Raw genomic sequence first — 12,406 nt, forward strand, 5'->3', positions numbered from 1 at the left:
CTGAACGGAAAATTATTTACTTTGGTTAATATCAACTTTGGTTACGCAGTTCTGTGCATCATCGAAGTTCACTTTCACGGTCTGGATCACCATGTTTTTATCAAACTGAAGTCCTGCACAGTACATATAAAAATTATTGACTTTGCTGTCACTAACTTTTACCACGGTATTTTCATTGTTGCACAGATAGGTTCTCAGTAAATAATTGTAATGCATATTGAAGCTGTTTCCGTTGGCAATCTGCTGAAGATGATATTTAAAATCATTATCAATTTTAGCATAAGCATCTTCTACACTTACCTCTTCTTCGAGCGCATCATAGGCGGGAAGAATTTTAATCTGATGAAGAATCGGCTCTGCGCTTTCGTCGGTGTAAAGTGTTACGACATAATCTCCCGGTTTTTTGTAGGAATAGATTGCCATTTTATCTTTAGAATCGATGTTTCCGGTTTCACCGAACTTCCATGTAAACTGTTTGGCATCGGAAATCGCTCGGAACTGTACGTTTTCAAACTGCATTGCCTGAGTCTGCGCATCGATTAAGGTTCTTGTTTTTGCAGAATCTACAGGCTTCGGAATTGATCTTGCGGAAACCATTACGGGAAAAGATTTGGAGTATTTGTTATCAATAATCAGCGTTACCTGATAATATCCCGGCCTGTTGTAAAAGTGGAAGCCGCTGTTTTTATCGCTTGAAGTTCCGTCTCCGAAGATCCATTTTTTGGTTTTTGCAAACTGGGTTTTGTCTTCAAACAAAAGGGTGTCTCCTACTTTCAGGGAAGAGGGATAAACTACCCCTACAATATCATCTGCGGAGTGGATCACCTTCTTCTGCAGCCACAATGCAACCAGTGCCGCGATAAGCAGCGTCGCAATAACACCGATGATAATGTTCTTTTTGTTTTTTTGAAAATAATTCATAGTTAATGATTGTGTGATGTGTGTTTTATTTGGTGTGTCTTATGAAAGGATATGAAAATTTACTGAGTCCGCGCTTTTAAAGCTGTTTCCCGCTGAAAAAGCTGGCTTTTCTTCTCTTTGAAACCTATGGAGCATTCTTCAAATTGTTTTTCGAAGCTTTTGATATTTTCCGTTTTGCTGGAAATTACTTTTTTGTCGTTGAAATACATTTTGTAGAATTTCGCAATCTGCGGATACGCATCTTTTCTTATGTCTGAAATATTATCCCCGTTCTGGAAATAATTGGCGACATCGTTAATTCCGTACATGATATTGCTTTCCACAAAAGGCTGCGGCGATTCGTCCGTTAAACGGTTGATCATCGAAAATGTGCTGTCTAAGGTTTTATAGGAAAACTTCTGCTTTTGGTCGAACTTTGCTTTTTCTTCAAGATTCTGTACCGAGATCATGTCTTCGTCTGAAAACGGAGATTCAAAACCTTTTAAAAAGATGATTCCAAGAAAAATAAGCGCTGCAAAAAGCATTACAATTAAATATAAAAACTGATAATGCTTTTCTTTTTTAGATAGTGTAATTTGTCCCTGCATAATTTTAGTTTTTATCTTCTTCGTTTGCTTCCCGAGAATTTTCTTGTAGGATCTACCCTTAGTTCATGGTTTACAATGCCCACTTTACCGCGGCATTCGCTGAGGTCTCTTAATGCATTCTGCTCTTTGTAGGAAACATTTACAATCTGATTTTTCAGTGCAAGCATCGGCTCGATCTGTTTCATGAGAATGGAATAATGCTTAAAATTATCCGCGCTGTCTTTCCCCATGATGTTTTTGGCATCCCTTACGTTATCCATAATGTAGTTGCGGAGGAAAATATCGTTATCCACCTTGCTGATATCGAGCTGATCCATCCGGTACAGGATACTGTCCACATGGATTCTGAGAAGATCGCTTCTTGTAAGCAGTTCGCGGTAGTCGTCCGCCTGTTTTTTGATCCCTTCCCTTTGGATCTCATAGCTTTTAAAAAAGAAAAAGACACAGATGAAGGATACACCTGATAGGACAATGAATGACAGAACAAATTTCCAGATGCCCGCCCTAACGTCGGCATGGTTTAATTTTCTCTCCCTGTTCGAAGACATATTTTGTGATTTGGTTTGGTTATGTGAAATTATAAAAAAATAATTTATGCACAAAATTTAAGTTTTCACTTTAAATAATTCTATTTTCTGAATTAAATTAAGATTAATTTTCACTTTCAGCATATTTTCCTAATTTAGTGATCTGAATTTCAATTATCATCCACCAAATCGATAATAAAGTGAGCAAAATATTAACCAATACTGTGCGATTTTCTATTGCCGACAGTGATTTTTATTTTAAGAAAATCATGATCAAAACGCTGACGGAAAATCCGTTCTACATGCTGTTGAACGACTGCAACAACGGGCATGAACTTATCAGCCGGAATTACAGAAGACAGGAAGACGTATTTATTGTAGAGCTTTTTATGCCTGTTCTCAGCGGGCTGGAAGCCATTAAATACATCCGGAAAAGCGATTCTGAAACCCCTGTTATTACGTATTCCGGAACCTATCAGGAAGATATGGCGGAAATTCTTTCTAAAATTCCCAACACTTTTTACTGTGAGAAAAAAAGTACCATCATTAAAGAAATTATCAAAGGTAAAATTACCTCAGACAGTTTCGATTATGAAGCCTACACGAAACATTGGGAGCAGCAGCCTTTAGCGGTAATGGATTATATGAACCGGCAGAAAAAAAGTCAGGAAGAACTTTCTCCTACAGAAATTCAACTGATGAAATTCTGCTATGAAGGCTTCAGTAACAAGGAGATAGGAGAAAAACTGAACCTCAGTACGAGAACAATCGATACGTACATTAACCGTCTTACGGAAAAGCTCGGATTAAAGACAAAACTTCACCTGATCCGCTTCTGTGTAGAGAACGGCTACTACAATTCCAGTATGTAATCGTGACTTAAAAGAACATCTTTACAGAATAAATACTAAGTTTTCAACCTCTTATCAAAAAATATTTTACCACTAATTTGCTAATATTCAATTTTTTTAACTAAATTTGCACACCTAAAATTTAAAATTAAAATAAGGAAATGACAAAGGCAGAATTGGTAAACACCATCTCAAACAAGTTGGGAACCGAAAAGAATGAAACACAGAAAGTTGTAGAGGCATTTATGCAAGAAATCAGGACTTCTATGTATAATGGAGATAATGTTTATCTAAGAGGTTTTGGATCTTTTATCATTAAAACAAGAGCAGCAAAAACAGGAAGAAACATCTCTAAGAACACTGCCATTGAAATCCCTGCTCATAACATTCCTGCTTTCAAGCCATCAAAATCTTTTGTGGAGAAAGTAAAAACGAAAGTTACAGTAAAATAAGAAATTAACTGAATATTAACTAGTTACTAAAAAATTATAATTATGCCAAGCGGAAAGAAAAGAAAAAGACACAAGGTTGCAACTCATAAGAGAAAGAAAAGAAGAAGAGCGAACAGACATAAGAAGAAATAATCTCTTTTTCTCGAGATTTACAATATAAAGATATAGTTGGTGATTTTAAATTTTAAAGCCTCACCGACTATATTTTGTTTTGCAACTATAAGATGTTTAAGGAAAAGAACGTTTTATATTTTATCAGAAAAATTAGCATTCATTCAATTGTTATGCGTAACTTAAGGTTAAAATTCATCTGATGAAAAAAACACTCTTTTCCTACAATCTTAACAATTTTATCTTACAACAAAATGAAGAAAGAACTAATAGTTTCGCATGAGGATGATCTTACAAAGATTGCACTGCTGGAAGACGGAAGACTATGTGAACTTCATGAGCAAGAGGACAAAAGCGATTTTATAGTTGGAGATTTGTTTGTTGGGAAAGTAAAAAAGCTGGCTCCTAACCTGAATGCAGCTTTCGTAAACATAGGATACGAAAAGGATGCCTTTTTGCATTATCAGGATCTGGGACCGCAATATCTCACGTACAGAAAATTTTTACGGGATACGATTTCCAAGAAACAAAATACTTCAAGCTTAAAAAATTTCGAGATACAATCCGAAATAGACAAAAACGGAACGGTAGACAAGGTAATCGCGAAAGACGATCTTGTACTGCTGCAGATTACCAAAGAACCGATCTCTACCAAGGGACCGAGAATTTCCACTCAGGTTTCTTTAACAGGGAGATTTCTGGTACTCATCCCTTTCGATAACAAGGTTTCAATTTCCAAGAAAGTAAAAAGTTCCGAAGAAAAAGAGAGACTGAGAACGTTAATCGAAAGCATCAAGCCTGAAGGTTTCGGGGTTATTATAAGAACCGTAGCCGAAGGTAAAAAAGTTGCAGACCTGCACAATGACATGAATCAGCTGATTCAGAAATGGGAAACAACTTTCAAAAATATACAGAAAAATAAAGTTCCGTCACGAGTTTTAAGCGAAGACGATAAAGCTTCAGCTATTTTAAGAGACAACTTCAACCAGGATTTCGTGAGCATTACCTGCGACGATGAACAGATGGTGGAAGAAATGAAAAACTACTTGGAAGTAATCGCTCCCGAAAGGAAAAATATTGTCCATTTTTACAATTCTCATATTCCTCTTCTGGAATATTATAATGTTGAAAAACAGCTCAAACAAAGCTTTGGAAAACACGTCAATATCCCAAGCTCAAAAGGTGCTTATCTGGTAATAGAACACACAGAAGCACTTCACGTAGTGGACGTAAACTCCGGAAATAATATCACAACCGGAACTGCCGTAAACAAAGAACACGCCTTAAAGGTGAACAAAATGGCAGCAACCGAGATTGCAAGACAACTGCGTCTCCGTGATATGGGTGGAATTATTGTGATCGATTTTATCGACATGCCCAACGCAGACCACAGAAGAGATCTGTATGAACATCTGAAAGAAGAAATGAAACGCGATAAAGCCCGCCATAAGATTCTTCCGCCGAGTAAATTCGGACTGATACAGATTACCAGACAAAGAAACCGTCCGGAAAAACAGATCGACACCAAAGAAGAAAACCCGAATAAAGACGGAGAAATTGCAGCTCCGATCGTTATTGTGGAAAGAATGGGAGAAACCCTGAGAACCATTATGCAGAAGGAAAAAGGAAAACTTTACCTTCACGTACATCCGTTTGTGGAAGCTTACCTTACGAAAGGGATTAAAAGCATCCAGATGAAATGGTTTATGAAATACAAAAAGTGGGTAACCGTTATTCCAAGGGATTCTTTTAAATATTTAGAATACAGAATTTACAATTCCAATAAAGAAGAATTGATAGGATATTCTAATTAATACAGGAAAAACTTAAAATCTCCATATTATTTTATGGAGATTTTTTATTTTTACAAGCAATCTGTATTTCACAGCTCTTATTATACAAACTGATACCTGAAAATGAAAAGTATTTTCTCCTTACTCTTATTACTGTGTGCATTTTTTGCCTTTGGGCAGAAGGAAGATTCTGTGGCATATGAAAAAATAATGCAAGCTGAAGATGACTTTATAGAAAATATAGAGAATGGGAAGCAGGATTCAGCTAATGTAAAATTTAAACATTTATTTGAGCAATATGATACGTTTCTATTAAAATTTCCGGTATCAGACTACACATTCAGTATTTTGGGAGGTAAAGCTTCTGCTCAGTATACACTGAAAAATTACGATCAGGCAAAAAAATCTTATCTGCAACTTTTAAATTATTTTAAACAAAACAAAAACTTAAAAGATCCCTTTGTAAGAATACCATATTCTGAAGACAATCAATTTTTATATGAACTCTACAAAAAACTGGCTTATCTTGAGATGATTCAAAAAAATTACAGGGAAGCTATAGAATATCTTAATTTAGCCCAAAGTAATCCGGTAAGAATATCCTGCGGAAACGGACTATTTTCAGAAATAGCATATATTGCACACCTATATTCTGAATGCTATTCCAATCTTCATGAGGACGAAAAAATATGTGACGTTCTGATTCCGATAGCCGCTATTCCGATGGTTCACGAAAACTCCCCTACCGTTACAATGCTGTATGAAACTCTTTCCAAAAAATATACAAAAAAGGAACTTAAAAAACTCTTTAAAGAATCCTTTAAAACACTTTACTCCAAACAAGGCGTGATAAATACTATAGAAAACACCATTTATTACGTAAAGTTTATGGATAGAGATGTCATTTTATACGATCTAAATTTTAAAAATTTATCCAAAAGAGATACAAAGAAAAGACTGAATAAAATTTTACATTTTTCAAAGTTTTACACACTATTATCAAAATGAAAAATCACCATTATAAAATCACAGTTTGCTGGACGGGAAACAAAGGAAAAGGAACCAGTTCTTACAGAGAATACGAAAGAAGCCATGAAATCTCTGCAGAGAATAAGGCGATAATCCAAGCTTCATCCGATCCGTCCTTTCGCGGAGACAAAACAAAATATAATCCGGAAGAGATGTTTCTTTCCTCAATTTCATCATGCCATATGCTCTGGTATCTTCATTTTTGTTCAGAAGAAGTGATTATTGTGACGGAGTATACAGATTTTGCTACAGGCATCATGACGGAACTGGAAAACGGGAGCGGACATTTCACGGAAGTCATTCTCCATCCTGAAATCACGGTTTCAGACGAATCGATGATAGAAAAAGCCAAAGAACTTCATCAAAAAGCAAACAAATTCTGCTTCATTGCCAATTCTGTAAATTTTCCGGTAAAACATATCCCCAAAGTGTTAGTTAAATAATTTCTTAATCTAAATCAGCGTTCGAAAATCCCTATAAATACGGACATTTATTCGCAATAACTCTAAAGATAGAACTGAAAATTCCAATTACAGAGAGTTATTTATCAAATTATCATAAAAAATTAAATTATTTTGAATATTTATTTGGAATATCAATATATTTTTAACTATATTTAATAAAAAATCAAGTTTAATTAATTTCAACAAAAAAGCCATAATAAAATAACAATTAATAATCTTCCACAACCTATGTTGTAATCCGAAGTATTTTTACTTCTTCAGAACAAATTAAGATTTTGCGACAACTGATACTTGAGATCCGGAAAATGATAATTCACAATCAATCAGCAACGGATTTAGAAGTAAAGACCTCTCTGAAATTTTTTATAAGTAATAAAGCACGGTAGAAACACACAGAAAAAAAATTCTTTATCTAAATGAAATTCGGCAGTAAGCTGTAAAATAGTATGCAATCGCAAAGTAACAACAGCTCTATTTCATTACCAAAACAAGAATCCGCCTCAGAAGAGCCGGATTCTTTATTATTGAGCTTTTTGTACATACGGATCACAAGCATAATGATTGCACTCTAAGAACTAAAATTTATTGCGTCATTATAAGAAATTTTAATTTTAGTATTCTTTTGTACAGTAATACCATATTTATCATCTGAATTGTCATCAATCACTTCATCAACAATAAAAAATAAATCATTTTCTATTAATATGTATTGATAAGGATCATTATTTTCAAAACTAACGCTTACTAAAACCTGCTGATTTAAATATTTTGATACTTGATATCCAAATAAAAAGTTATTTGGATATATTGCAGTTATTTCATTGTTAGGAATATAAACATTTAATTCAGTACAAAACTCTGAAATTTCATCTAAAATTCTATTTTCAAAGGTTATTTCAAAGTCTTTCTGATCAAATAAATTTCCTATTTGTTCTTTTTTATAATTAAAAACATTACTGAGCATTTCAATAACCTCAGCATCTTCTTTATCATATTTTACATAACAAATATAATTATCCATTTTTGATGATTTTTTATATATCCTCTTCCAAAGCCAAGATCCGGAAATGAAACTCCAACTTTTGAGGCAGCTTTCTGCAATTTTTCTTCAGATGTAAATAGGCTCATCCTTATAATCATCTATATTGCAATTTGATATATTATTAATTAGACGAAAAACACCTTCATTCCACAATCTGTCAAATTCTATTTATTAAATATATTTCAACAATTTGATCTGGTGTGGCTGCATCATATTTTAAAGCAGTTGACCTTGTACTGGTAAATATATTAATTCTTTCCGCAAAATTTATTAACATAAAAAATAAAACCATTGTTAAAAGTTTAAAGATATCTTTAATAAATAATCCCCGAGGCAGAGCCTCGAGGTATTCAAAGGTAGAGAGTTTATTTTTAGTTTTATGAAAAACCATCCGTTTTTCAAACTTTTCCTCTCTGACCCCGAGGCAGAGCCTCGGAGTATTCTCTTAGAATAAAATGTAGTAACACTATTAGAACAAATGAATCCGTCTCACAACCACAAGTGAGGCGGATTCTCTGTTTACAAAAAACGCTAACCCGAAAGTTAGCGTTTTGTTTTATTTATTGGCACGAGCGAGACGCTCGCGCTAGCGGGGGGGGATTAATCGCCACTAGACTTGGAACATGACCAATCACTTTATTTTAATTTTTATAGATCCTATTATAAAATCTGTTTTAGGATTTTTAACTATCAATGTAAGAGTATCCCCGATCTTTGCATCGGAATGCCCCACATAAAAAGCTTCTCCCATATATTCTCCATTATTAGTAACTATCCAATTTCTGTTTTTTGACAATTCAAGAGGTTCTTCCCAAGCAATTCTTCTGTAATTTTTATCTTCATTATTGGTAGAGATTAAAAAGCCATAAAATTTCTGATATGTTGATTTATTTGAATAAAACTTGCTGTTTAAATTTGGAATCTCTTTTAAAGAATCTCCTTCTATTTTTAAATCAAGCTCATCTGAAATAAATATGCCGTTGTTTTTACATTTCTCTTTCGAATCAAATGAATAATAGTGTCCAACAATAAAATCTCCTTTGAAAATTATGATACTTGTTAGATAATACAATATCAATATGAGAGAAGGTATTAATAATATCCTCAATCTATTTCTTTTTTCAGCTTCCATTTATTCAATTTGAAGTTCTTCTAATTTTATTATCTACATCCTTGCCTTTGTTCTTCATTTCTATTGCTCTTTGTTTGGCTGCGGGCAAGTAATTTGTCTCTATAATCTCATCTCCGGTTTTTGCATTATAACGCCCTGAAGGATTGCTTTCACCATTTTGTAAGCCACCAGCATTTAAAGCTTTTTCTGCAACGGTTGTACATTGATTAGCTTGACCAATTGTTAGCACCTCAGTCCATTTGCTATCAAACACACCACTAGCAGCCTTTATCATCGCTTTATCAACATCTTCACTTGTTGTTATTTGATATGCATCTTGAAATCTTTGAATAATATTACCATTGGAATCCCGATGTGAAGTTTTTAATCCTTGACCGTCATCATAATCATCCTTAAATGTATTATGTTCTGAATTTTTAAATTCGTCTAAGCTTTTGAATGTTCTTTCTGTATAAACATCATTATTTCCACTTCTTCCCCTTCCTTTATTATTGCCTTTATCATAATCATAAGACAAATATCTCCATCCTGTTTTTTCATTTCCAATTAAAACAGCCATATGACCAACAGCGTGTTTACCGTGTTGCCCAGGGGCGGTTCTACTTCTTGCCCCGTGAGATAAAACAATTATATCTCTTCCATCAGGATCAATTGCATTAACAGGATTATCCGCAACATACACATAAGGAGATAGACTCGGATACTTCTCCGCCAGTGGATCCACACCATACCAAATACTCAACCTCGGGTTATAATACCTTGCACCATAGTAATACAATCCTGTATCTTCATCTAATTCCTTCGCATTAAATTTATATGGATTGTTATAAGAACCATCCATTTGCTCCATCATCGTTTCCCCAAACGGTAAATTTAAGAAAAATTGTGTTGCCTCACCCTGAGAATTGGTAACAAATGTAGCGGTTCTGAAGCCCTAATTTTTTAAATAAATTTTGTTTTTATCCTTATCATTAAATCTGATACATAAGGAATGATCTTCAACCATTTGCATATATTTTTTTCGACAAAAACAAACACGAGTAAGGAATTCTTACTCGTGTTGTTTATAATTTACCTTTAATGTTGACTGAAATTCAATAAGTTAATTATTTAAAAACTATCATCACTAAATTTGATACATTACAAGGAATTCTTACTCGTATTATTAATAATTTATCGTAAAATCCCGTTGAAATTCAATGAGTTAATTATCAAAAAAAATATCATCATTAAATTTGATACATTACCAAAATTTGCGAGAGGTTTTATTTAATATTCTATTTTATAAAAATCTTTATTGCTTTTTAATGTATCAGTACTCAAATTGAGTTCAATTTTAAAGTGTTTAATATTCTTTTTTTCTTTAGTAAAATAAATATCATTTCTTAAAATTAATTGACCATTTCTTAGATGCAATAAGTAAAATTCATTTGTAAGAGTATCTATTTCGTTGATTATAAACTTGTTATTTTTATAATCAATTCTCCCTGAAATTTTATTATTAATAATGATATTTTTCTCATTAAAAGAAATAATCTTATTTTCCACATTTTTTTCGTAAACGACAGTCCCATTTATTTGATCGTACACCTTATATCTTCTTAATTTCCATTTGTTTGATTTTAGTATTTCAGATTGCCTATTATTAACAGTCCCTCTTAATCCTAAGTTTTCTCTTTTCTCAATATTTTTGTTTGTTTCTTTTTTTTTACAACCAATAATACTGAGTAAAATAATACAAATTGATAAAAGCCTAATTAGGTTTGCGAATTTTTTGATGATCTTCATTTGTTACTTTTTTTACTGTTCCTATGATGTCTCTATTTTTGTTCATTATTAAATCCTTAGAATTAGATTTAGGACGAAAAAGTTTAGCGTTCGAAGTAGATCCTTGCCTAGGATCCCAAGAAACATTTTCATTTAAAACTTCTGAAAGCGTTCCTTCAAAAACTTCATTAGTACCTTGTTTAGATTGCCATAATAAACCCTTTTTGCTCTGACCTGTTGCCTCAATAATATGTCCATCCCATAATAACATATCCCCTTTTTTATAATTTGTTCCTTTTGATGGGGTTCCCATATTGGCATATCCATCTGCTGTTAGGAAATCAGAAATTTCTTTAGTGGATGCGTCAATAAAATATAATCCACCAGTAAGAGCCCATCCATAACAATTAGATTTAAAATTTTGTTGTAATGCAGGATCAAGAGATTTTATAGCCTGCCATGTCTGTGGACCGTAATTACCATTTTCGTCTGAAGTTTTGTCATTAAGTAAGGCATATTGAGGATTTATAACATTTAAACAATGATTCCTATCATTAGCCACGAGGATACCACTTTGACCTCTAAAATTAATTGTACTATCACCATTATCATAATCAATCACTTTATTATACCATCCAATTTGAACATTTAGATTAGCCCATCTATAAGGTGGCAAAGGAGCACGCCCATCAGGATCGGTTAATTTTACAGGATTATCAAATGTATAATTATATGGACTCCAACTCGGCATTTTCTCCGCTAGTGGATCGACACCATACCAAATACTCAACCTCGGGTTATAATACCTTGCACCATAGTAATACAATCCTGTATCTTCATCTAATTCCTTCGCATTAAATTTATATGGATTGTTATAAGATCCATCCATTTGCTCCATCATCGTTTCCCCGAAAGGTAAATTTAAGAAAAATTGTGTTGCCTCATCCTGAGAATTGGTAACAAATGTTGCGGTTCCTAAATGATCTCCATGTAAATATTATAGGTTAGGACGCGGCATTATTTCTCTTGACTCTACAAAAAATATTATTACCAAGACTTTATTTTTTTTATACGTTTTATTTTTATCACTAAATCTGATACACAAGGAATTATCGTCAATCAATTGCTTATGTTTTTCTGTAAAAATAAATAAGAGTAGATATTCCCTACTCTTATTTTAATTTTCCGAATTTTATTTTTACCTGAAATTCAATGAATTAATTATTCAAAAAACGTTCTATCTCTAAATTTGATATATAGCCAAAAGTTAATTTGTGTTCCATCTATTTTGATCATTTTCTCTAAAATTTATTTTTCTATATTTAAAACTATCTTTCTTTATTGACAACCACATTTCTATAAATTCAGAAGGACCCTTAACACCATTTTTATTCTGTGGTAATTTTTTACTATAATCATTTAAAGACAATATATTTCTTGGTATATTGTTCGCTACATATATAGTCAGTCCATTATAATTAAATTTTCCATAAGTTTCATCGTCAGACAAGCTAGGACAATTTATAAAGGTGATATTACAATTATAATTTGGACAGGGATTATCTGCATATATAAAAATATTTTCACTTTGCTTAAGATCACTTTCTTTAACTTCATTACAAAATAAGATAAATAAGCTTTTCGCTTTTTCATTTTTAAATACATCATCTAAATTCTTATTACAACTAATTAATGTCAAAAGAAATATTAAATATTTAAACATTTTCATT

The 12,406-nt window shown here is 32.8% G+C and carries 12 protein-coding genes and 2 pseudogenes; 5 read left to right on the forward strand and 9 right to left on the reverse strand.

Annotated features, from left to right (window positions below; all coding sequences use genetic code 11):
- Positions 1 to 12: 12 nt before the first annotated feature.
- The 3 genes from WFH39_RS12465 to tssO are packed head-to-tail and all read right to left on the reverse strand — an operon-like array spanning position 13 to position 2,056.
- Positions 13 to 921: a PKD domain-containing protein gene (locus WFH39_RS12465; protein ID WP_076392027.1), complete on the reverse strand. Its 909-nt coding sequence runs from the start codon at positions 919 to 921 to the stop codon at positions 13 to 15.
- A 59-nt stretch (positions 922 to 980) separates the two neighbouring features.
- The gene (locus tag WFH39_RS12470; protein WP_235131534.1) at positions 981 to 1,508 is read right to left on the reverse strand and encodes a type VI secretion system transmembrane protein TssO; all 528 of its coding nucleotides are present in this window, start codon (positions 1,506 to 1,508) and stop codon (positions 981 to 983) included.
- An 11-nt stretch (positions 1,509 to 1,519) separates the two neighbouring features.
- Positions 1,520 to 2,056: a type VI secretion system TssO gene (tssO, locus tag WFH39_RS12475; RefSeq protein WP_336690152.1), complete on the reverse strand. Its 537-nt coding sequence runs from the start codon at positions 2,054 to 2,056 to the stop codon at positions 1,520 to 1,522.
- Positions 2,057 to 2,235: 179 nt separating this feature from the next.
- Between tssO and WFH39_RS12480 the strand changes: the two genes are divergently transcribed.
- The 5 genes from WFH39_RS12480 (at position 2,236) to WFH39_RS12500 (ending at position 6,714) form a co-directional block, all read left to right on the forward strand.
- Positions 2,236 to 2,907, forward strand: a complete 672-nt coding sequence (locus WFH39_RS12480) for a LuxR C-terminal-related transcriptional regulator (protein WP_214588805.1) — start codon at positions 2,236 to 2,238, stop codon at positions 2,905 to 2,907.
- A 140-nt stretch (positions 2,908 to 3,047) separates the two neighbouring features.
- Positions 3,048 to 3,338 carry an HU family DNA-binding protein gene (locus WFH39_RS12485; RefSeq protein WP_027388329.1) on the forward strand — a complete coding sequence of 97 codons (291 nt, stop codon included), beginning with the start codon at positions 3,048 to 3,050 and terminating at the stop codon, positions 3,336 to 3,338.
- Positions 3,339 to 3,703: 365 nt separating this feature from the next.
- A complete protein-coding gene (locus WFH39_RS12490; protein ID WP_336690153.1) occupies positions 3,704 to 5,263 on the forward strand; it encodes a ribonuclease E/G in 1,560 nt (519 codons plus the stop codon).
- Between the two features lie 102 nt (positions 5,264 to 5,365).
- Positions 5,366 to 6,250 carry a tetratricopeptide repeat protein gene (locus WFH39_RS12495; protein WP_336690154.1) on the forward strand — a complete coding sequence of 295 codons (885 nt, stop codon included), beginning with the start codon at positions 5,366 to 5,368 and terminating at the stop codon, positions 6,248 to 6,250.
- Positions 6,247 to 6,714 (forward strand): OsmC family protein, encoded by a 468-nt coding sequence (locus WFH39_RS12500; protein ID WP_336690155.1) that lies wholly within the window; start codon positions 6,247 to 6,249, stop codon positions 6,712 to 6,714. The genes WFH39_RS12495 and WFH39_RS12500 overlap by 4 nt, the downstream gene beginning before the upstream one ends.
- Before the next feature lie 589 nt (positions 6,715 to 7,303).
- Here WFH39_RS12500 and WFH39_RS12505 read toward each other — a convergent pair.
- From WFH39_RS12505 to WFH39_RS12530, 6 genes and pseudogenes are all read right to left on the reverse strand, one after another.
- Positions 7,304 to 7,756, reverse strand: coding sequence for a hypothetical protein (locus WFH39_RS12505; RefSeq protein ID WP_214588801.1), 453 nt, complete (start codon positions 7,754 to 7,756; stop codon positions 7,304 to 7,306).
- 652 nt (positions 7,757 to 8,408) lie between these two features.
- Complete coding sequence (locus WFH39_RS12510) at positions 8,409 to 8,909, reverse strand: hypothetical protein (RefSeq protein WP_336690156.1); 501 nt, start codon at positions 8,907 to 8,909, stop codon at positions 8,409 to 8,411.
- A gap of 4 nt (positions 8,910 to 8,913) precedes the next feature.
- Positions 8,914 to 9,765 (reverse strand): annotated as a pseudogene (locus WFH39_RS12515) (RHS repeat-associated core domain-containing protein); the annotation flags it as partial.
- Positions 9,766 to 10,178: 413 nt separating this feature from the next.
- On the reverse strand, positions 10,179 to 10,697 hold the full coding sequence (locus tag WFH39_RS12520) for a hypothetical protein (RefSeq protein ID WP_336690157.1): 519 nt from the start codon (positions 10,695 to 10,697) through the stop codon (positions 10,179 to 10,181).
- A pseudogene (locus WFH39_RS12525) lies at positions 10,663 to 11,580 on the reverse strand (RHS repeat domain-containing protein); the annotation flags it as partial. The pseudogene WFH39_RS12525 and the gene WFH39_RS12520, both read right to left, overlap by 35 nt.
- A gap of 363 nt (positions 11,581 to 11,943) precedes the next feature.
- On the reverse strand, positions 11,944 to 12,405 hold the full coding sequence (locus WFH39_RS12530) for a hypothetical protein (protein ID WP_336690158.1): 462 nt from the start codon (positions 12,403 to 12,405) through the stop codon (positions 11,944 to 11,946).
- Position 12,406: the final 1 nt, after the last annotated feature.

This window comes from Chryseobacterium sp. MMO-72 (genome assembly GCF_037146035.1).
GTDB classification, from domain to species: Bacteria; Bacteroidota; Bacteroidia; order Flavobacteriales; family Weeksellaceae; genus Chryseobacterium; species Chryseobacterium indicum.